This is a genomic window from Streptomyces sp. NPDC006476, assembly GCF_040612015.1.
GTDB classification, from domain to species: domain Bacteria; phylum Actinomycetota; class Actinomycetes; order Streptomycetales; family Streptomycetaceae; genus Streptomyces; species Streptomyces griseorubiginosus_B.
Window position 1 is genome coordinate 74250 of the sequence record NZ_JBEXPK010000011.1, and the last position, 20288, is coordinate 94537.

Below are 20288 nucleotides of genomic sequence, written 5' to 3' on the forward strand. Positions count from 1 at the left end.
CCCTCGACCCGATTCCCTGACCCGATGCGCGGTGCACCGGATGTTACGCGTGGGAAACCTTGACGGCCGCTGAGGCGGATGTCACGATTCCGGCGCCGCCGAGTTTACGTAAACATCCGACACAGGGACCAGATGTTTACGTAAACATGCGGAGCGCCGAGCCACCTCTCGAAAGGGCAAGTCGATGCGCAAGACCCCCACCGGAAACCGCCTCGCCTTCCGTCTGCGCGCCACCGGCGCGGCCGTCGCGATCGCCGCGGTCAGCGGCGCGATGCTGGCCGGCAGCCCCGCCTCCGCCGCGGCGCCGACCGGTACGAGCCAGTTCCGGGGCGTCAACTGGGCCGACCCCCGCGACAACTTCGCCGACGACTACCTGCAGCTCTCGGGCCTGTCGACCTCGGACAACTACGCGCAGACGTACGCCAAGTCGAGCCGGATCATCTCGGCATTCCGCGCCAACCTCGGCGCCAACACCGTCCGCCTGCCGATCAACCCGTACACGGTCAACGGCGCCTACTGGAAGTCGTACCGCGCGGTCATCGACGCCGCCTCCGACCGCGGCTTCAAGGTGATCGTGTCCTACTGGGAGGGCACGGGCGACAAGCGGGACGGCTTCATCGACGACGTGGCCACCTTCTGGCCCATGTGGGACACCGTGGTCAAGGCCTACAAGCACGACCCGCGCGTCTACTTCGAGCCGATGAACGAGCCGCACGGCTACACCGACGCCCAGTGGGCCGACATCGCCGCGAAGTGGCTGGCGACCTACCCGTCCGTGCCGCGCAACCGCGTCTTCGTCAGCGGCGCCGGCTACAACGACCACGTCACCACGGTCTGCGCCGACCCGCGGCTGAAGGGCACCTACCTCTCCCTGCACCACTACGGCTTCTGGAAGAGCTACGCCACCTACGACCAGTGGGTGGCCGACCTCAAGGAGCGCCTCGGTGACTGCGCGAACCGCACGGTCGCGGACGAGTTCGGCGCCGAGATGACGACGGGCCTGAACTACAACGTGCCGACGCCGTCGAGCAACCCGATCAACTTCATCCAGGCCGACACCGACACCTTCCGCAAGCTCGGCATGGGCTCGGTGTACTGGCCCGGTCTGCGCACCGACGACATCTACTCGATGCAGAAGCTGACCGGCACCACCGACCGGCCCTGGCTGGAGACCACCAACCAGTCCGGCGCCGACCGGCTGGCCTGGGGCTGGGGCCGCGGCAAGCCCGTCAAGTCCTGAACGACTCCTCGCCACGACAGCCACCTGCGCCGGCTGTCGTGGCGAGGTCGCTCGGGGTGGGTGCTGGAGTGGGGGTGGACTGTGCGGATGGGGCCGCCCCGGTGCCTCGACCCGCTGGGTGAGGACCGTCGGCGTTCCTCAGGCCGCCGGCTGTACCAGCCCGGACTCGTAGGCGAAGACGACCGCCTGCACCCGGGCGCGGGCGCCGATCTTGGCGAGGATGTGACTGACGTGCGACTTGACGGTGGTCGGCGCGATGCACAGCCGCTCGCCGATCTCGGCGTTGGACCAGCCGGAGGCCACCGCGGTGAGGATGTCGCGCTCGCGCTCGGTCAGTGCGTGCAGCTCCGTCTCCCGGGTGAGCCGGCGGACGGGCTGCTGCTGCCGGACCGTGTCGATGAGGGCCCGGGTCAGGCCGGGGGTGATGACGGCGTCGCCGGCGGCGACCACCCGTACGGCGGCGGCCAGTTCCTCGGGCGTCGCGTCCTGCAGGAGGAAGCCCCCCGCCCCGGCACGCAGGGCGGCGTAGGGATGCGGCTCGCAGCCGGCCGGGATGAGGACCAGGACGCGGGGCCGGCGTTCGCCGGGCGGGGTCTGCCGGGTGATGTGGCGGATGGCGTCGAGACCGTCCGCGTCGTCGGCCCGGCTGCCCATGACCACGACGTCCGGCTGGAGTTCGGTGCTCATACGGGCCGCGTCGAGAGGGTTCGCCGTCTCGCCGACGACGGTGAGATCGGGCTCGGCCGCGAGGAGCATCCGGAGGCCGAGGCGCTGCAGGGTCTGGTCATGGACGACGAGTACGGAGGTCATGGCGTGCTTCTCCTCTGAACGAAACGGTTTCGTTCACGTGGGAGTCAGCATAGTCCCGTCCTTATCGAAACGGCTACGTCTCGATTGTGGTTTGGATCACGTAGTCAGTCGGTTTCGCGCAGAGCGTTCCACGTGTCGTGGGCCACCACGCCGTCGACGGACAGTCCCTTGTCGCTCTGGAAGCGCTCGACGGCGGCCTCGGTGTCGGCGCCGAACTCGCCGTCCACGCCGGAACTCCCGATGTCGTAACCGCGCTTGGTCAGCATGCACTGCACCTGCAGGACCTTCTTCCCACTGTCGCCCTCGCTGGTGCGGCCGTTGCCGTTGTAGTACGTGCAGTCGGAGTTCCAGGGCGCGCTCGCCGGCTCGGAGGTGCCGCCGATCGCGGGCTCGGAGGTGGCGCCGCCCGCCGTCGGTGCAGGGGCGGAGGCGGAGGCGGAGGGCGTCGAGGAAGAGCCGCCCGGATGGGCGCCGGCCGTGGGGGAGGCGCCGGACGGGGTGGGGGATTCGGCGGTCCTGTCCGCCCCGCCGTCCACGCTCTTGCCCGACGCGGCCCGCGCGTCCGCCGCTCTGGACGCCGAGGCGACGGCACCGCCGGGCAGGGTGCCGTCCAGCGTCGTACCGGACCCGGGTGGGGCCGCGGACGCGGAGTGGTTCGTATCGCGGTCGAGGGCGAGGACGCCTGCGACCGCCACGCACAGCACGACACCGGCGGCGACGGCCAGCAGCGGCTTGCGCACGGCCCTGGAGCGGGCCTTGCGCGGAGCGGCCGTCTCCGGAGGCCCGGGCGGAGGAGGGGCGGTCTGTTCCGTCATGCGACCGGGCGGGGAAGGGGCTGTCTGCTCCGCGACGGACACGGGCGCGTGCGCGGGCGGGGCTGGCTGCCCCGCGACGGGCCCGGGCGTGGGAAGAGCGGGTTCGTCCGCCGGCGGGCGGTCGTCCGACGTGCGTAAACGGGACGCCCAGTCGACGGGGAGGCGGCCCAGCACCTCGTACGCCCGCTGCCGGGCGAGCACCCTGCCGGCCAACGGCTCGGGCCAGCCGGTCACTTCGGCGTGGGGCACGGCCGCGTCGCTCAGCTCGCGTGGAGTGGGCCGCCGCTCCGGCTCCTTGGCCAGACAGGCCGACAGCAGCGCGGCCAGTTCCGGGTCCGCCGTCGCGACCTCCCCGAGCAGCTCGGCGCTCGGCTCCTCGAAGGCGACCCGGTGCATGACGTCGACGCCGGTGCCGTCACCGAACGGGGCATGCCCGGTGGCCGCGTACACCAGCGTCCCGGCGAGGGAGAACACGTCCGAGGCGGTGTCGCAGGTGCCCGTGCGCAGATGCTCGGGCGACATGTAGGCCGGAGTGCCCACCCGGTTGCCGGTGCCGGTGAGGGCGCTCGCGTCGACGGCCTTCGACAGACCGAAGTCGATCACGTGGGCGCCCCGGACGGACAGCAGTACATTGGACGGCTTCAGGTCCCGGTGCACGATGCCGGCCGCGCAGAGGTCGGCGAGCGCGTGCCCCAGCTCCGCCGCCAGCCGCCACACCGCGCCGGGCGCCAGGGCGCCGTCCTCGCGCACCGCGTCCGCGAGGTCCAGGCCCGGCAGGTACTCGGTGGCCATCCACAGCAGTTCGTCCTCGAAACCCGTGCCGCACAGCCGCGGGGTGCGCGGTGTGCGGACCAGGTCGTGCACCGAGGCCTCGCGCTCGAAGCGGCGCCGGAAGCCCGGATCGTCCGCGTACTCCGGCCTGATCACCTTCGCCGCGACCAGCTCGGGCCCGCCCTCTTCGGCGCGGGCGAGATAGACCCGCCCCATGCCGCCGCTGCCGAGCAACGCCAGCGGAACGTACGGGCCGATGCGGCGCGGGTCGCCCCGGTGCAAGGGCGCGGCGCCGGTCTGCCGCAGCACGGTCGCCTCGTCCGGTGTCGAGTCCGGTGGCACCGGCCGGTGTTCTGACACGAGTCCCCCGAAGTGATGTTCGCCGTATGCCAGTTCGGCTGTGAAGGGAAGACGAGGCTAACGCAGTGACGGCGTGAAGACCGAGTTTCGATCACTTCTGTCACACGAGTCGCTGCGCATGGTGAACAACCGCAGGTCTTGATCCGTACCCCCGGGCGGAACAGCCCGGGTACGCGGATACGGAGAACCACGTGGTACTGCAGTCACCGCAACGACGAACAGGACGCATCCCGCCCGCTGCCCGTCTGGTGCGCGGTGCCACCCTGGCCGGCAGCCTGGCCCTGCTGCCCCTGGCCGCGGCCTGCACCGGCGCGGGGGACGACAGCGCGGAGCGAAGCAGGACCGCGGTGACGGCCGCCCCCGAGGCCGGGGTCGTGGCGCCGGCGAAGGTGGAGGTGATCGCCGGGCTGATCGGCTGCGCCAAGCCCAGGATCCGGGTCGACGCGGAGGAACTGCGGCAGGGCGTGTGCCACACGAAACAGGCCGACCGTGTCATCACCACCTTCCCCGAAGAGAAGTACAAGCTGGCCTGGCTGGACGCCGCCGGCGGCTACGGCGGCAAGCACCTGGTCGGCACCCGGTGGGTGGTCAGCGCCAAACCGGAGCTGCTGGAGGGCTTCCGCAGCAGGCTCGGGGGCGAGATCCAGGAGCTCCCCGGCTTCGGCCCGCGGGCGGAACCCACCGCCAAGTGACTCCTCAGCCGGCCAGGGGGTAGTGACAGGCGACAAGGCGGCCGGAAGCGGTGCCGGTGAGCGAGGGGCGTTCCCGGGCGCAGAGCTCGCGGGCGTGGGCGCAGCGCGTGCGGAACGGGCAACCGGTCGGTTTGTTCACGGGGTTGGGGACCTCACCGCTGAGGACGACGCGTTCCCGCCGTGACACCTCCGCCGTGCCGGTGCCGTCGTCGATGTCCGGGACCGCCGACAGCAGCGCCTCGGTGTACGGGTGGGCGGGGGCGCCGAAGAGCGCCTCGGTTCCGCCGAGTTCGACGATCTCGCCGAGGTACATCACGGCGATGCGGTCGGAGACGTGCCGGACCACACCGAGGTCGTGGGCGATGAACACGTACGTGAGACCGAACCGCTCCTGCAGGTCGGCGAAGAGGTTGAGCACCTGGGCCTGGATCGACACGTCCAGAGCGGAAACGGGCTCGTCGGCCACGATCAGCTTCGGTTCGGTGGCGAGTGCCCGCGCGATACCGATGCGTTGGCGCTGGCCGCCGGAGAACTCGTGCGGATAGCGGTCCCGGTGCGCCGACGACAGTCCCACGACGTCGAAGAGCTCCGCGACCCGGCGGCGGACCGCGGCGGCGTCGCCGTACCGGTGCACGAGCAGCGGCTCCGCCACGATGTCCCCGGCGCGGCGGCGGGGGTTGAGCGAGGCCTGGGGGTCCTGGAAGACCAGCTGCATGCCGGGACGGAGCGGACGCAGCCGCCGCGAGGAGAGGCCGGTGATGTCCTTTCCGTCGAACTCCACTCGCCCGCCGGTCAGTTCGGTGAGCCGCACCAGGCAGCGGCCCAGGGTCGACTTGCCGCAGCCCGACTCGCCGACCACACCGAGTGTTTCCCCGGTGCGGACCTCGAGGGACACGCCGTCCACGGCCCGCAGGACCCGCCGGCGCCGGGCGAAGCCGTCCGGGCGCAGGGTGTAGTGCTTGCTGACGTCCGTGGCACGCAGCAGGACCTCACCGCCCGACGAGGGCGCCTGTCCCACCGTCACCACCTCCTGTGCCGTCACGATGCCGCCTCCGTCTCCGTGTCCTTCTCCCTCGCCGTCCTCGTCGTCAGGCGCAGCGCCGCCCGGCCGCCGGACGGCAACCAGCAGGCGTCCCGGTGCGCCGCGTCGCCGTCGCCCACGGACAGCGGCGGCCGCTCCTCGCACCGTTCGTGCCGCAGCCGGCAGCGCGGCGCGAACGCGCAGCCCTCCGGCAGGCTGCCCGGCGTGACCGGCACGCCCGCGATGGTGGGCAGCCGCCGCAGCCGTGGCCCGTCGACGCGGGGCACCGAGTCCAGCAGCCCCCAGGTGTAGGGGTGCCGGGGTCCGTGGAACACCGCCCTGCGCGGGCCCTCCTCGGCGGCCCGCCCGCCGTACATCACCAGGACCCGGTCGGCGATCTGCGAGATCACCCCCATGTCGTGGGTGATCAGGACGACGGCGGAGCCACCTTCGTTCAACTGCCGCATCAGGTCGAGGATCTGGGCCTGCACCGTGACATCGAGAGCCGTCGTCGGTTCGTCGGCGATCAGCAGGGACGGGCCGCAGGACAGCGCCATCGCGATGACCGCCCGCTGGCGCATGCCGCCGGAGAACTCGTGCGGGTAGGCGTTCACGCGCGAGGCGGCATCGGGAATGCCGACGTCGGACAACAGCTGGACGGCCCGGGCGTGCGCCTCCCGGCGGGAGACCGGTTCGTGCGCCCGGATCTGCTCGGCTATCTGCCAGCCCACGGTGTACACGGGGGTCAGCGCGGTCATCGGGTCCTGGAAGACCATGGCGATCTCCCGGCCCCGTACCGCCCGCATCTCCCTGTCGGGCAGGGTCAGCAAGTCCCGTCCCCGGAAGAGCACTTCGCCCGACACGGTCACGTTCGGGTTGGTCAGCAGCCGCAGGACGGCCAGCATCGACACGCTCTTGCCGGAGCCCGACTCGCCCACCACGCCCAGGATCTCTCCGGGCGCGACCGAGAAGGACAGGCCGTCCACGGCCGTCACCGCGCCCTGGCGGGTGCGGAAGGAGACCCGCAGGTCGCGTACGTCCAGCAGGGGTTGGTCAGGCATGGCGGGCCCTCGGGTCGAGTCGGGCGTAGAGGATGTCCACGAGCGCGTTGGCGAGGACCACGAAGAACGCCGCGTACAGGACGGTCCCCATGATCACCGGCAGGTCCAGGTTCTGCAGGGCGTCGTAGGTGAGCTTGCCGATCCCGGGCAGGCCGAAGACGACCTCGGTCAGCAGCGCGGCGCCGCCCACGAGCGCGCCGAAGTCCAGGCCGAACAGCGACACGATCGGGATCAGGGAGCAGCGCAGGGCGTGCCGCAGCAGGATGCGCCGCTCGGACAGGCCCTTGGCGCGGGCGGTGCGCACATAGTCCTCGTTCAGCGCGGTGACGACCTCGCCGCGCAGCAGACGGGCGTAGATCCCGGCGTACAGCAGCGCCAGGGTCAGCCACGGGAAGAGCATGTGCAGCGCCCACTGGCCGGGGTCGCGGCCGATGCCGACGTATCCGGGTGGCGGCACCCAGGAGAAGACCGAGGAGTGCAACTGCTTCTGGGTGACGAGGTTGACGACCTCGCCGAGCCAGTAGGCCGGCAGGGAGACGCCGACCACGCCGACGAGCATGATCAGCGGGTCGGCGGCCCTTCCGCGCAGGGTGGCCGCGGCCGTGCCCATGACGACACCGGCCACCATCCAGATCAGGGCGGCGCCGACGACCAGCGACAGGGTCACTGGCGTGGCCTGCAGGATCTGCGGGATCACCCGGGAGCCGCGGTTGACGAAGGACTCCAGGTCCCGGTCGATCAGCAGATGACGCATCATCAGCAGATAGCGCACGGGCATCGGCCGGTCGAGGCCGAAGGAGTGCCGCACCTGGGCGAGGGTGGCGGGGTCGGCGTTGCGGCCCGCGATGCGGGCGGCCGGATCGACCCCCGGGGTGGCGAAGAAGATCAGGAACACCAGCACACTGATGGCGAACATCACCAGCAGCGCCGAGGCGAACCGTTTGAGGGCGAAGGACAGCACGGTCGTCACACCCCTCCGCGCAGTCGCGCGCCCGGGTCGAGCGCGTCGCGGACCCCGTCGCCCAGGACGTTGAGGGCCGCCGTGGTCAGGGCGATGAGCAGCCCCGGTGCGATGGTCACCGCGGGCCGCGTGTACAGCAGGCCGAGGCCGTCCTCGATGATCGTGCCCCAGCTGGCGTCGGGCGGCTGGACACCGACCGACAGGAACGACAGGGCCGACTCGGTGAGCATGGCCAGCGCGGTCATCAGCGGGACGAAGACGATCGTCGTCGGCAGGACGTTCGGCAGCACTTCCCGGCGCAGGATGCGCGGGGTCGGGGCGCCGGAACCGACGGCGGCGTGGATGAACTCCTTGTTCCGCAGCACCAGCACCTGGCCGCGCAACGGCCGGGCGATGTACGGCACATAGATCGCCGCGATGATCGTCACCGGCAGCCAGAGGCTTCCCGCGTCCACGGTGAGCGGGCCGAGGTGCAGTCCGTTGGTGAGCAGTACCACCGACAGGCAGATGGCCAGCAGGTAGACGGGGAAGGCCCAGACGACGTCCAGGACGCGGGAGATGACGGAGTCCACCACGCCGCCCGCGTAGCCGGCGACGACCCCGACGGCCGTACCCACCAGGCAGGTCAGCACGGCCGCGGTGAACCCGATGAACAGGCTGGTGCGTCCGCCGTACAGCAGGCGCGCCATGACGTCGCGGCCCTGGTTGTCGGCGCCCAGGAAGTAGTGTGCGGGGTCCCAGGTCGGCCCGATGGGCGTGACACCGAGGCCGAGGCCGGTGCTGCTGGGGGTGAGCACCGGCACCGTCTTCCCGTCGACGACGGTCGTGCCGGAGACATGGGACTGGAAGGGGTCGGTGTGCGCGATGTGCGCCGCGTACAGCGGCGCGCACAGGCTGGCCGTGACGACGATCAGCAGGACGACGGCCGCGGCCAGCGCCGACCTGTTGTGCGACAGGTCGGCGGCGGCCGTCCGCCAGGGGCCCGGCGAGCGCCGGGCCTCGGCGGTGGACGAGGGCTGGGCGGCGGTCACTTGACCCACGTCTGCCCGACGAGCATGTAGAACTGCTTGCTGAACCGGTAGTCGCCGAGCCGCTTCGACGTGAAGTCGATGATCTTCGGGTTGATCAGCGGGACGACCGGCGACTGGGCCATGACGTCCTGGTCGATCGTGCCCCACTGCTGGTTCGCGCTCTTCTCGTCGGTCTGCGCGGTCCTGATCGCGGTCTGCATCTTCGCGTCGACGCCCTTGTCGCAGAAACCGGAGATGTTGATGCTGGAGTCGCTGCCGGGGTGGAACGAGGCGCAGGAGAACAGCACGTTGAGGAAGTCCGAGGCCGCCGGATAGTCCTGGTACCAGGAGGTCAGCGCCAGCTGCACCTTGTTCTTGGTGTTCTGGATGTAGGTGAACTGGATGTTCGCCGACAGCGGTTTGAGGGTGGCCTTGTAGCCGAGCTGCGTCAGCAGGCTCTGCAGGTACTGTCCGATCGACTTGTTGACGTCGTCGTCCTGGACGACGATGCCGACCTGCTGTCCCGCGGTGCCGGACTGCTTCACCAGCGCCTTGGCCTTGGCCAGGTCCGGCGCTTTCCAGGTCGTACCGCCGCCCTTGGTGTAGTCGCAGGAGTCGACGTGGCCGGGGAAGCCCGGCGGCAGGATCGTGCACGCGGGAGAGGCGAGGTTGGTGCCGCCGTACAGCCGCACCACGGCCGACCGGTCGACGGCCCAGTTGATCGCCTGGCGGGCCAGTTTGTTGTTGAACGGCGCCGAGTTCACGTTCAGGGTGGCGTACCAGAACGCCGTCAGCGGGTTCACGTGTGCCTGGGAGGCGTACTTGGTGCCGATCTCGTTGAGCCGGTCGGCGGGAGGTGCGTCGAACATCCAGTCCGCCTGGCCGTTCTCCACGGCCGTGACCTCCGACTCCACGGTCTGCCCGAAGGTGTAGTCGATGACGTCCGGGTAGCCCTGCGGCTCGGCCTCGCGCGACCACTCCGTGAAGTGCGGGTTGCGCACCAGCTTCAGCTCGCGGTTGGGGTCGTACGAGGCCGCCGTGTACGGGCCGGTCGACGGCAGCGGCTTGGTACCGGCGTCCTTCGCGGGGGAGTCCTCGGGCAGGATGCTGGCGTGCGGGACGGCCAGCTTGTACGGGAACTCCGGGTCCGCGGCGGTGAGGTTGATGGTGACCGTGTTCGCGTTCGCGTCGCCGATCACGCCCCGGGGCAGCGTGCAGCCGGCCGGCTTCTTCAGACAGGCGTCGGCGCCGACGATGCCGTTGTAGAAGGTGCCGGCGGTGGGACTGGAGACCTTGAAGATGCGCTCGAAGGAGGCCACCACGTCGTCTGTGGTCAGCGCCTTGCCGTTGGAGAAGGTGACGCCCTTGCGCAGCGTGAAGGTGTAGGTCTTGCCCCCGTTGGTGACCTTCGGCATCGCCGTGGCGAGATCCGGGACGACCGTGAAGGACTCCTGGCCGCCGACCTTCTTGAAGGCCAGCAGCCCGTCGTACATCGACTGGTACAACTGCCAGTACTGAAGGGTGTAGTTGACCTGCGGATCGAAGCTGCCCGCGGCGGCGTGGGCGACCAGCTTCAGGGTGCCGCCCTTGTGCTGCGGCTGGAAGGCGGCGGAGCCGGTACCGGAGCCTGAGGACGAGGCGGTCGGGCCGGTGGACGAGCCGCCGCCGGAGGAGGAACAGGCGGCTGCGGTCAGGGCGAGGGCGACGGCGGCTGCGGCGAGCGCGCCCCGTCTGGTGCTGCGGGACATCGCGGGGAACTCCCCTCGGGGAAGGTGGGGGATCAGTCGGTGGAGTCGAGAAAGGCGCCCACGACCCGGAGGTAGAGCTCCTCCTCCTCGACGTGCGGCATGTGGCTGGAGTGCTCGAACATGTGCCAGCGCACGTCGGGGATGCGCTCGGCGAAGGGGTGGAGGGTCTCGGGGGTCGCCTCGTCGTGACGGCCGGACACCAGCAAGGTCGGCACCTCGACGAGATGCAGGCGGTCGACGACGGTCCAGTCCTTGAGCGTGCCGACGACGTGGAACTCGTTCGGCCCGTTCATCGTGTGGTACACCGTCGGATCGGCCGCGATGTTGTCCCAGGTGGCCTGTACTTCGGGAGGGTTGGGGGTCAGGCGGCACACATGGCGCTCGTTGAAGACCTGTTCGGCCGCGCGGTAGTCGGGGTGGTCGGTGGTCCCTGCCGTCTCGTGGGCGTACAGGGTGAGCTGGACCTCCGGCGGCAGTTCGGCCCGGAGCTCGGCGGCCGCCGCCAGCCACAGCTCCATGGAGGCCGGGGAGTTGGCGATGACCAGACCGCGCAGTCCGGGCGGGCGGCGTACGGCGTGTTCGGCGGCGAGCATGCCGCCCCAGGACTGGCCCAGGAGGTGGTAGGCGTCGGCGATGCCCAACTCCGTGAGCAGGTTGTCGAGTTCATCGAGGAAGAGCTGGACGGTCCAGAAGTCGGCGCCCTTGTGGGGCAGATGGGTGGACAGGCCGGTGCCCAGTTGGTCGTAGTGCACGACGGGACGGCCCTGCCGGGAGATGCCCGCGATGCTCAGGGTGTAGTTGTGACCGGCACCGGGTCCGCCGTGCAGAACCACCAGGGGTGTCCTGCCCGGCTCGCCCGTGATCCGGTACCAGGTGGACCAGCCGTTGAAGTCGACGGTTCCGGTGCGGTTCGGTTCGGGGATCGCCACGGGGAAGCCTCCCAGACCGGCCGTAGAGAACCGGCCGCTGGCTGAAACAAGATGGGTGTGACGGATGGATGAGATACTGATTGGGTAAATGGTCAGCGCACAAGACCTTTTAGTCGGGCCAGGCCAAGACGTAACAGCGGATTAACGTGGCCCGCCCGCGTTAACAGGAGCGGCGAACAAGGGGGTACCAGCTGACATCCGTACCTGAGCCGTCCGAACCCGGCGGCGAGTTCTCCCGCGTACTGGACCGTGTCCTGCTCGGCGGTGCCCCCTCACCTGAGCTGCGCCCCGTCCGGGTGGCCTCCGCCGTGGACGAGGTCTGCGACCGGCTGCTGACAGCGATCGCCGTCGGCGACTTCCTGCCCGGTGAACGGCTCCCCGTGGAACGCGAGTTGATCCGGCTGTTGCGGGTCAGCCGGCCCACCGTGCGCGAGGCGGTCGCCCGTCTGCAGGCCGTCGGCGTGGTGGAGATCCGCCGCGGCCGCAACGGTGGGGCCTACGTGCGCGACAGCTGGACCGAGTCGACCGCCGCGGCCGTCCGGCACACCCTGGTACCGCGCTGGGAGGAGTTCGAGCAACTCTTCGACCTGCGGGGTCTGGTGGAGGGCATGGTGGCCGCGACCGCTGCCCGGCGTCGGCGCCCCGAGGACCTCGAGCCGATGCGGGACGCCCTGACCGCCTACCTGTCCGCCCGCACCCCCCGCGACGAGCAGACCGCGGACAGCGCCTTCCACCAGGCGGTGCGCACCGCCACCGGCAACCCGCAGATCGTCATGCTCAGCCGTGACCTGCTCGCCCGGATCAGCCTCGGCTTCCCGGTCGAACCCTGGGGCAAGGGCGAGCGCACCCGCTTCCACCAGGGCGGCGAGGACCACAAGGCGCTGTACGAGGCCATCGCGGCGGGCGAGCCCGAGCGCGCGGAGCAGATCGCGCGACGCCACTTCATGATCAGTGCCGAGATGATCCGGGACGTCCTGACCCGGGTGAAGGCCGTGGATCCGTCCTGACCCCGGATGTGTCGATCCGGCGGACGGCTCTTCGTCCGAAAAGTGAGGGGGCCGGCTCGATCGAAGGGATGTGACCACCATGACCGAGGTGTCCAGGCTGCTCACCGGCAGGGGCCTGCCGGAGTCCCCGCGCATCCACGGCGGACGGCTGTACTTCTCGGACTGGTCCGCGGGCGAGGTCGTCGCCGTGGACCTGTCCGGCCGCAGCGAGGTGGTCGCCCGGGTGGCGTCGCTGCCCCTGTGCACCGAATGGCTCCCGGACGGCCGGCTGCTGATCGTCTCGTCCGCCGAGGGGCGATTGCTGAGCCGCGAGCCCGACGGAAGCCTGGTGACGTACGCCGATCTCGGCGCTCCCGGCTGGAACGACATCGTGGTCGACGACCGCGGCAACGCGTACGTCAACCGGATCGGCTTCGACCCGATGGCCGGGGAGGACGTCAGACCCGGCTTCGTCCATCTGGTCACCCCCGACGGCGCGGTCCGCGAGGTCGCGGACGACCTCGCCTTCCCCAACGGCATGACCATGACGGTCGACGGCTCCACGCTGATCGTCGCGGACTCCTACCGGCATCAACTGGTCGGCTTCACCGTGGACCCCGACGGCTCACTGTCCGGCCGGCGCGTCTGGGCCGACCTCGGCGAGGGCACCCCGGACGGCATCTGCGTCGACGCGGAGAACGCCGTCTGGTACGCCGACGTACCGAACCGGCGCTGTGTGCGCGTCGCCGAGGGCGGCGGCGTCCTGCGGACGGTCTCCCTGGACCGGGGCGCGTTCGCCTGCGCGCTCTCGGGTCGGACGCTGTTCGTCACCGCGGCACGGTGGCAGGGCATGACCGGCGGCGAACTGGTGGCGCCCGGCAGCGGCCAGGTGCTCACGGTCCCGGTCGAGGTACCGGCGCCGTAGGACTCACAGGAACGGCGTCCCCGCGTCCAGCCCTGACAGGACCCGTCCGTACAGCTCCAGGTTGGTGGCGGGATTGACGAAGGAGTGCAGATTCAGGGCCTGCACATCGCGCACCGCCCGCTGGATCGGCACCTCCCGGCGCAGCGACGACGCGCCGGACGCGGAGGCGACGATGTCCACGGCCTCCTTGCACAGCCGGGCCACATAGCCGCTCTGCGCCCGGATCCTGGCCCGCTCCGCCACGCCGAACGGCTCGCCCGCCTCGATACGTGCGAGGAAGTCGCCCGTCAGCGACTCGGCGCAGGAGAGCTTCATCGCCGCCTCGGCCGCCTGCAGATGCGTGACCGCCGCCTCGCTCTGCCGCTGGTGGAAGGTGTACGTGATGCCCCGCCGGTGGATCCGCTCGGTGAACCCCTCCAGCGCCGCCCGCGCCAGACCGAGCGCGGCCGGCGCCGTCCAGGCGCAGAACATCAGCAGCACCGGAGTCCGGTAGAAGGGGTCGTCGGCGTTGGTCTTGGAAGGGAACTCGCCCGCCAGCATCGGCCCGACGGGCAGCACCCGGTGGGCCGGGACGAACACGTCGCGGGCGACGACGCTGTCGCTGCCACTGCCCGCCAGCCCCGAGACGAACCAGTCGTCGAGGATCTCCAGCTCGGCCATGGGCACGGCGGTCCACAGCACCTCGGGCGGTCCGTCGGCGTTCTCCACCCGCGCCGTCAGCAGATGCCAGTCGGCGTGCCGACAGCCGGTCGCGAACCCCGAGGTCCCGTTGACGACATAGCCGCCGTCCGTGGCGACCGCCACCGCGTCCGGGACGAGGGTGCCGCCGACCCGTACGTCGGGACCGGTGAAGATCTCGTCCTGCGCCTCGTCGGGGAAGAGCGCCGCGATGAACGCGCAGCCCGCCTGGATCAGCGCCGCGAACGCGGTGGACCCGCAGGCCGCGGCGATTTCGGCCAAAGTGTCGACCTGGACGCGCGGCCGGGTCTGGTAACCGCCGTAGCGCCGGGGAACGTTCATCCGGAAGACCCCGGCGTCCGTCAGCGCGGCGACGACCTCGTCGGGCACCCTGCGCTCCTGCTCCGTGCGCAGTGCCTGCTCACCGATGAAGGGGCGGAGCGCGCGGACGCGCTCGACGATGCCGGTGTCGGTGCGGGGTGCTGACGAGGGAGCCATGGCGGACCTCCGGGCACGACGGGCCCTCACCGTGACGCGGGACCCACCACGTGTCAACGGCACCCGCCCGCGGGCACCTGTGAAACGGCCACCGGCATCTTCCGTAGCGGTGGACGGTCTTGACAACATGCGTACTGTTTCGCGACGTTTGATCCTCGCCGGGTGGTCCGGAACGTGGCGGTCAATCACGGAACGACCGTGTACACGGCGTGGAATCGGCTGATACTCAAAGAAGTACGACGCGGACAGCGCGTCACGGGGGGAGCGGTCGCCGATGCGATCCAGCAACAGCAGTCCACACGCCCTACCGGCCTGCGCCACGGCCGGCACGTTCCGCACGGAACCCGTGGAAGGGCGGTTGATCTGACGTGGATGTCACGGTCCACAGAGTCGACGAGCTGAACGCATCGCTCCGCGAGGCGTGGCACCGCGCGATGGACGAGTCACCCGAGTACTCCAACCCCTTCCTGGCCCCGGAGTTCACCTTGGGCATCGGCGGACACCGCTCCGGCACCCGTGTCGCCGTCCTGCGCGAGAACGGCTCACCGGTCGGCTTCTTCCCCTACGAGCGCAACGCCCTCGGCGTGGGCAGGGCCATCGGCCTGGGCCTCTCCGACTGCCAGGCCCTCGTGCACCGTCCCGGCGTCACCTGGAACGCCCAGGAACTGCTGAAGGCCTGCGGACTGTCCATCTTCGAGTTCGACCATCTCGTCGCCGAGCAGAAACCCTTCGCCAGACATGTCACGGGGACCTTCGCCTCCCCGGTGGTCGACCTCAAGCCCGACCCCAGCGGCTATGCGCAGTGGCTGCGGGGCGCCTACCCGGGGCACGCCAAGACGACCCTGAAGAAGGAGCGCCGGCTGGGCCGCGACGTGGGCGAGGTGCGGTTCGAGTTCGACGAGCGGGACCCGCGGATGCTGCGCCGGCTCATGCAGTGGAAGTCCGCCCAGTACCGCAGAACGGGGCGGATGGACCGGTTCGCCCGGCCGTGGATCGTCGATCTGGTCAACCACCTGTTCGAGGTCCGCGAGGAGCACTTCACCGGCGTCCTGTCCGTCCTCTACGCCGGCGACCGGCCGGTGGCCGCGCACTTCGGGCCGAGATCCCGCACGGTCCTCGCCGCGTGGTTCACCGCCTACGACCCCGAACTGCACCGGTACTCGCCGGGCCTGATGATGCACCTGCGCACCGCCGAGGCCGCCGCCCGCAACGGCGTGACGCTGATGGACCTGGGGCGCGGCGACAAGGAGTACAAGGACTGGCTCAAGACCCGCGAGCTGCGGGTGGCGGAAGGGTTCGTCAGCCGCCCCCACCCCGTCGCGGCGGCCCACCGCCTGTGGCGCCGGCCCGTGCGCGGCCTGCGCAACACGGTCAACGCCCACCCCGAACTGCGCGCCCCCGCCGACCGACTCCTGCGGACGGCCGGCACCCTGCGCAGCCGTGCGGAGGCGGGCGTCAAGGGCCGCGGCACGGGCTGAACGGCTGAACCGAGAAGACGGGGCGGTGTCGGCGCGCAGGGAGCCCGGGGCGCTCTCGGTGCGGTTGAGCCGGGGGCGCGGTGCGGTGTCAGCCGGCAGTGAATCCGGGGGCCGCGGTGTCAGCCCGCTGTGAAGCCGAGGGCGGTGTCAGCCCGCCATGAATCCGGGGGCCCGGTGTCAGCCCGCAGCGAAGTGCGTACCGTGCGCGGATGCAGGGGTGTAAGCATGTAATCCGGGCCCCTGGGCGCATGGAGAAGCCCCGGGGCAGGCGGAAAGGTCGACTCGTGGCCGAGACACTCTCCGGGCCCGGCCGCTCCCCTGCGGAGCAGGCCGCGCTCGACTCCTACTCCCGGATCGTCACCTCGGTCGCCGCCGAGCTCACCCCGAAGGTGGCGTCCCTCAACGTCGCGCACCGCCGCGCCCGAGGCCGCTTCGTGGTCGGCACCGGCTCCGCGGTGGTCTTCACCGACGACGGCTTCCTGCTCACGAACGCCCACGTCGTCGGGCACTCCGACGCCGGTACGGCATCCTTCGCCGACGGCACCACCACTCCCTTCCACGTCATCGGCGCCGACCCGCTGTCCGACCTCGCCGTGGTCCGCGCCGACGGCCCCACCCCGGCCCCGGTCCGCCTCGGCGAGGCCGACGCGCTGCGGGTCGGCCAATTGGTCGTGGCGGTCGGCAACCCGCTCGGCCTGGCGGGCAGCGTCACCGCCGGCGTGGTCAGCGCCCTGGGCCGCTCGCTGCCGACCAGCGTCGGCACGGCGACGCGGGTCGTCGACAATGTCGTCCAGACCGACGCCACCCTCCACCCCGGCAGCTCGGGCGGGGCCCTGGCCACGGCGGACGGCAGTGTCGTCGGCATCAACACCGCCATCGCAGACGTCGGACTGGGCCTCGCCATCCCCGTGAACGACGCCAGCCGCAAGATCATCGCGGCGCTGCTCTCCACCGGCCGGGTCCGCCGCGCCTACCTCGGTGTCGCCGGCATCCCCGCACCGCTCCCGCCCACGCTCCGGGCCCGCACGGGCGTGACCACCGGCCTGCGCGTCGTCGAGGTCGTCCCCGTCTCCCCGGCCGCCCGCGCCGGCCTGCGCACCGGTGACCTGCTGGTCACCGCCCAGGGCGAACCCGTCAGCAGCGCCCAGTCCCTGCAGCGCCTGATGCTGGAGGACGCCATAGAGCGCCCGCTGGCCCTGACCGCCCTGCGCGGCGAGGCCCTGGTGGACGTCATCGCCACGCCTGTCGAACTCGTCGCGGACGACTGAGACCGCTTCTCCTGCCCGGGGTTGCCGAAGCGGCGGTGTTGCCGAAACGGCAACAAGTGTCGTGTGGGCCGCGTCGGCCGCAGCATGATCGGCAGTGGCCACCGCAGGCACCCACCCCGGGAGGACCCGTGGCGTATCCCGACGCCGTCACCGACCGTATCCACCGCCTGGTGTCCTCACCGGCGGGCCGCACCCACCTCGTGGAGCAGGGCAGCGGACCCCTGGTCCTGCTCGTGCACGGCTTCCCGGAGTCCTGGTACTCCTGGCGCCACCAACTGCCCGCCCTGGCCGCCGCCGGGTACCGTGCCGCGGCGATCGACGTCCGTGGCTACGGCCGCTCCTCGAGGCCGGACGCGGTGACCTCGTACCGGATGCTCGACCTGGTCGCGGACAACGTGGCCGTGGTCGAGGCCCTGGGGGAGCGGTCCGCGGTGATCGTCGGGCACGACTGGGGCGCCACGATCGCCGCCATGTCCGCGCTGCTCAGGCCCGACGTCTTCCGCGCGGTGGGCCTGCTGAGCGTGCCGTACACGCCGCCCGGCGGCCCCCGGCCGAGCGAGGTCTTCGCCGGGATGGGCGGCGAGGAGGAGTTCTACGTCTCGTACTTCCAGGAGCCCGGCCGCGCCGAGGCCGAGATCGAGCCGGACGTCCGCGGCTGGCTCGCCGGGTTCTACGCCGCCCTGTCCGCCGACACCATGCCGGCGCCCGGTGCTCCCGACCCGCACTTCGTCACCCGGGGCGGGACGCTGCGCGAGCGCTTCCCCGCCGGGCCCCTCCCGGCCTGGCTCGCCGAGGACGAACTCGACGTCTACGCCGGGGAGTTCGAGCGGACCGGACTGACCGGGGCACTCAACCGCTACCGGAACATGGACCGCGACTGGAAGGACCTGGCCGCCCACCACGGCGCCCCGCTCAAGCAGCCCGCCCTCTTCGCCGGCGGCGCGCTCGACGCCTCCACGACGTGGCTGGCGGACGCGATCGAGGCGTACCCCACCACCCTTCCCGGCCTCACCTCGTGCCACGTCCTCGACGGCTGCGGCCACTTCATCCAGCAGGAACGCCCCGAGGAGACCAACCACCTCCTGACCGACTGGCTCACCACCCTCCGGGTCTGAGAATGAGCGCGACCGTGCCCTGATCGGCTCAGGTCCGCGCGCGGGCGGCCGCTCCGGCTGGTCGACTGGCCGGAGTTCTCCCACCTCCGAGGAAGGGAAGTCAGCATGGCGATCGTCGCGGTTTTCGATGTTCCGGGGATGACCCGCGAGCAGTACGAGGGAAGCGCGGAGAAGGTGGCCGGCCGGCCCGGCCCGGTCAAGTCCCCCGGTGACTGGCCGGTGGCCGGGCTCATCTCGCACACCGCCGCCCCCACGGACGACGGCTGGCTCGTCGTGGACGTCTGGGAGTCCGAGGAGGCGTTCCGGGAGTTCGGCGAAACCATCCTGCCGATCCTGAGGGACCTTGGCGTCCCGGACGTGCAGCCGAAGGTCTATCCGGCACACACCGTGGTGACGCCGTAGAGGGCTCCGCGCCCGGGCGTCACCAACGGCCGTACGTCCAGCGGCCGCCCAGCATCGTGGCGTGCACCGGCATCTCGCGCAGGGTGTGCGCGTCGGCGTCCAGTGGGTCGACGTCCACGATCACCAGGTCGGCCGTGTCGCCGGGCCGCAGCGCGGAGCGGCCGCCTGCCGACGCCGTGAACGCGGCCCGTACCGGGATGCGTTGCTCGGGGTGCCAGGCGGGGCGTCCGTCGTTCGTGCGGTGGACGGCGGCGGCGATGCCCAGCCAGGGATCCAGCGGCGAGACGGGAGCGTCGGAGCCGAACTCCAGCCGGGCGCCCGCCGCCAGCAGATCCGCGTAGGCGAAGGCCCGCCCGGTACGCCCGGCCCAGTGCCGGTCGGCCACGTCACGGTCGTCGGTGGCGTGCGCGGGCTGCACACTCGCCGTCACCCCCAACTCCGCGAACCGCGGCACGTCGGCGGTCGTCAGCAACTGGGCGTGCTCGATCCGTCCACGGCAGCCGACGGCCGCGAACGCGTCCAGGGCAAGGGAGTTGGCCCGGTCGCCGATCGCGTGCACGGCGGGCTCGATGCCCTGGGCGGCCGCGCGCCGCATCAGACGGACCAGTTCGTCGTACGACGTCTCCTGGCTGCCGTACTCCTCGCGCGTGCCCTCCAACCCGGAGTACGGGTCGCAGCACAGCGCCGTCCGCGTGTTGAGCGAACCGTCCGTGAACAGCTTGAGCGGGCCCACCTGGACACGGCCTCCGGTACCGGGCAGCACGTCCCCCGTCCGGTAACCGCACTCGATCACCGTTTCCAGGTGCCGCGGATAGACGGCCGCCCGGACGCGTACCGCGGGCGGCTGGTGCACCGAACGTCGGCTCCAATCGGCGATGTTGTCGGAGAAGTGGAAGTCGACGACCCCGGTGACACCCCGCGCGGCCGCGTCCCGGCAGGCCTCGGCCACCCAGCGGTCCTGCACCTCCGCGGGCACCTCGGGCAGCGCGCGCATCGCCGCGAAGCACTCGTGCTCACGCAGCAGTCCCGTGGCGTGGTCCCCCCGGCCGACCAGCGCCAGACCGGCCGAGTTCAGCCACACGGCGTGCAGATCGGCGCTGATCAGCACGACCGGCCGGTCCGGGCACACCGCGTCCAGCAGCGCCTTGTGCGGCACGTCGGGCCACAGCCCGTCCCGGAAACCCTGCCCCGTCACCGTCTCGCCGGCCGGCAGACCGGCCGTGTGCGCCCGTACGGCCTCGGCCACCGCCCGCGCCGAGGCATGCCCGGACAGGTCCACCCGATGGCGGTTTCCGGCCCACTGCGCGACATGCGCGTGCGCGTCCCACAAGCCGGGCAGCACGGTCCGCCCGTCCAAGTCCAGCTCGCCGCCGTCCAGTTCGCCCTCCACGACGGCGACGACGCGTCCCTCGGCGACGCGCACGCTGCCCAGCGGGCCGCCCGGGCCGAGCCGCACCCGGGTGAGGGTCAGCGCGTCGAGGCCGTCCGCCGGGCGGCCGGGCATGCTGTCGAGGGTCGTC

At 71.4% G+C, this 20288-nt stretch carries 18 protein-coding genes; 8 read left to right on the forward strand and 10 right to left on the reverse strand.

Annotated features, from left to right (window positions below; translation table 11 throughout):
- The first annotated feature begins 184 nt into the window (after positions 1–184).
- A complete protein-coding gene (locus ABZZ74_RS14545; protein ID WP_356764634.1) occupies positions 185–1240 on the forward strand; it encodes a cellulase family glycosylhydrolase in 1056 nt (351 codons plus the stop codon).
- Between the two features lie 138 nt (positions 1241–1378).
- On the opposite strand, the gene ABZZ74_RS14550 is transcribed toward ABZZ74_RS14545, so the two are convergent.
- Together ABZZ74_RS14550 and ABZZ74_RS14555 are read right to left on the reverse strand one after the other, a co-directional pair.
- Entirely contained in the window at positions 1379–2050 is a 672-nt protein-coding gene (locus ABZZ74_RS14550; protein ID WP_356764636.1) for a response regulator transcription factor, read from the reverse strand.
- 104 nt (positions 2051–2154) lie between these two features.
- Positions 2155–3978, reverse strand: a complete 1824-nt coding sequence (locus tag ABZZ74_RS14555) for a serine/threonine-protein kinase (RefSeq protein ID WP_356764638.1) — start codon at positions 3976–3978, stop codon at positions 2155–2157.
- Between the two features lie 209 nt (positions 3979–4187).
- Here ABZZ74_RS14555 and ABZZ74_RS14560 point away from each other — a divergent pair, with 209 nt between their 5' ends.
- Positions 4188–4688, forward strand: a complete 501-nt coding sequence (locus tag ABZZ74_RS14560; RefSeq protein WP_356764640.1) for a hypothetical protein — start codon at positions 4188–4190, stop codon at positions 4686–4688.
- A gap of 4 nt (positions 4689–4692) precedes the next feature.
- Here the strand turns inward: ABZZ74_RS14560 and ABZZ74_RS14565 are convergent, their stop codons facing one another.
- From ABZZ74_RS14565 to ABZZ74_RS14590, 6 genes are read right to left on the reverse strand one after another with little or no spacing between them, the layout of a single operon-like run.
- On the reverse strand, positions 4693–5730 hold the full coding sequence (locus tag ABZZ74_RS14565) for an oligopeptide/dipeptide ABC transporter ATP-binding protein (RefSeq protein WP_356764642.1): 1038 nt from the start codon (positions 5728–5730) through the stop codon (positions 4693–4695).
- Positions 5727–6770, reverse strand: coding sequence for an ABC transporter ATP-binding protein (locus ABZZ74_RS14570; RefSeq protein WP_356764644.1), 1044 nt, complete (start codon positions 6768–6770; stop codon positions 5727–5729). The genes ABZZ74_RS14565 and ABZZ74_RS14570 overlap by 4 nt, the downstream gene beginning before the upstream one ends.
- Positions 6763–7740, reverse strand: a complete 978-nt coding sequence (locus ABZZ74_RS14575; RefSeq protein WP_356764646.1) for an ABC transporter permease — start codon at positions 7738–7740, stop codon at positions 6763–6765. Before ABZZ74_RS14575 ends, ABZZ74_RS14570 begins: the two co-directional genes overlap by 8 nt.
- Positions 7737–8762, reverse strand: coding sequence for an ABC transporter permease (locus ABZZ74_RS14580; RefSeq protein WP_356764648.1), 1026 nt, complete (start codon positions 8760–8762; stop codon positions 7737–7739). Before ABZZ74_RS14580 ends, ABZZ74_RS14575 begins: the two co-directional genes overlap by 4 nt.
- Positions 8759–10489, reverse strand: coding sequence for an ABC transporter substrate-binding protein (locus tag ABZZ74_RS14585; protein ID WP_356764650.1), 1731 nt, complete (start codon positions 10487–10489; stop codon positions 8759–8761). The genes ABZZ74_RS14580 and ABZZ74_RS14585 overlap by 4 nt, the downstream gene beginning before the upstream one ends.
- 32 nt (positions 10490–10521) lie before the next feature.
- Positions 10522–11418 (reverse strand): proline iminopeptidase-family hydrolase, encoded by an 897-nt coding sequence (locus tag ABZZ74_RS14590; RefSeq protein WP_356764652.1) that lies wholly within the window; start codon positions 11416–11418, stop codon positions 10522–10524.
- Positions 11419–11726: 308 nt separating this feature from the next.
- Here ABZZ74_RS14590 and ABZZ74_RS14595 point away from each other — a divergent pair, with 308 nt between their 5' ends.
- On the forward strand, positions 11727–12425 hold the full coding sequence (locus tag ABZZ74_RS14595) for an FCD domain-containing protein (protein WP_356764654.1): 699 nt from the start codon (positions 11727–11729) through the stop codon (positions 12423–12425).
- A gap of 79 nt (positions 12426–12504) precedes the next feature.
- Positions 12505–13329 (forward strand): SMP-30/gluconolactonase/LRE family protein, encoded by an 825-nt coding sequence (locus tag ABZZ74_RS14600; protein WP_356764656.1) that lies wholly within the window; start codon positions 12505–12507, stop codon positions 13327–13329.
- Positions 13330–13332: 3 nt separating this feature from the next.
- Here the strand turns inward: ABZZ74_RS14600 and ABZZ74_RS14605 are convergent, their stop codons facing one another.
- Positions 13333–14505 carry an acyl-CoA dehydrogenase family protein gene (locus ABZZ74_RS14605; protein ID WP_356764658.1) on the reverse strand — a complete coding sequence of 391 codons (1173 nt, stop codon included), beginning with the start codon at positions 14503–14505 and terminating at the stop codon, positions 13333–13335.
- A gap of 368 nt (positions 14506–14873) precedes the next feature.
- Between ABZZ74_RS14605 and ABZZ74_RS14610 the strand changes: the two genes are divergently transcribed.
- The 4 genes from ABZZ74_RS14610 (at position 14874) to ABZZ74_RS14625 (ending at position 18768) form a co-directional block, all read left to right on the forward strand.
- Positions 14874–15983 carry a GNAT family N-acetyltransferase gene (locus ABZZ74_RS14610; RefSeq protein WP_356764660.1) on the forward strand — a complete coding sequence of 370 codons (1110 nt, stop codon included), beginning with the start codon at positions 14874–14876 and terminating at the stop codon, positions 15981–15983.
- A 284-nt stretch (positions 15984–16267) separates the two neighbouring features.
- Positions 16268–17251 carry a trypsin-like peptidase domain-containing protein gene (locus ABZZ74_RS14615; RefSeq protein WP_356764662.1) on the forward strand — a complete coding sequence of 328 codons (984 nt, stop codon included), beginning with the start codon at positions 16268–16270 and terminating at the stop codon, positions 17249–17251.
- A 128-nt stretch (positions 17252–17379) separates the two neighbouring features.
- A complete protein-coding gene (locus tag ABZZ74_RS14620; protein ID WP_356764664.1) occupies positions 17380–18366 on the forward strand; it encodes an alpha/beta hydrolase in 987 nt (328 codons plus the stop codon).
- 105 nt (positions 18367–18471) lie between these two features.
- Positions 18472–18768 (forward strand): hypothetical protein, encoded by a 297-nt coding sequence (locus ABZZ74_RS14625; protein WP_356764666.1) that lies wholly within the window; start codon positions 18472–18474, stop codon positions 18766–18768.
- A 19-nt stretch (positions 18769–18787) separates the two neighbouring features.
- Here ABZZ74_RS14625 and ABZZ74_RS14630 read toward each other — a convergent pair whose 3' ends face one another.
- Positions 18788–20272: an amidohydrolase gene (locus ABZZ74_RS14630; protein ID WP_356764907.1), complete on the reverse strand. Its 1485-nt coding sequence runs from the start codon at positions 20270–20272 to the stop codon at positions 18788–18790.
- Positions 20273–20288: the final 16 nt, after the last annotated feature.

Bases quoted from the DNA above. Each gene is read 5' to 3' on its own strand.
- ABZZ74_RS14545 (WP_356764634.1), top strand. From the start codon at position 185: ATGCGCAAGACCCCCACCGGAAACCGCCTCGCCTTCCGTCTGCGCGCC.
- ABZZ74_RS14550 (WP_356764636.1), bottom strand. From the start codon at position 2,050: ATGACCTCCGTACTCGTCGTCCATGACCAGACCCTGCAGCGCCTCGGC.
- ABZZ74_RS14570 (WP_356764644.1), bottom strand. From the start codon at position 6,770: ATGCCTGACCAACCCCTGCTGGACGTACGCGACCTGCGGGTCTCCTTC.
- ABZZ74_RS14585 (WP_356764650.1), bottom strand. From the start codon at position 10,489: ATGTCCCGCAGCACCAGACGGGGCGCGCTCGCCGCAGCCGCCGTCGCC.
- ABZZ74_RS14600 (WP_356764656.1), top strand. From the start codon at position 12,505: ATGACCGAGGTGTCCAGGCTGCTCACCGGCAGGGGCCTGCCGGAGTCC.
- ABZZ74_RS14605 (WP_356764658.1), bottom strand. From the start codon at position 14,505: ATGGCTCCCTCGTCAGCACCCCGCACCGACACCGGCATCGTCGAGCGC.
- ABZZ74_RS14625 (WP_356764666.1), top strand. From the start codon at position 18,472: ATGGCGATCGTCGCGGTTTTCGATGTTCCGGGGATGACCCGCGAGCAG.
- ABZZ74_RS14630 (WP_356764907.1), bottom strand. From the start codon at position 20,272: ATGCCCGGCCGCCCGGCGGACGGCCTCGACGCGCTGACCCTCACCCGG.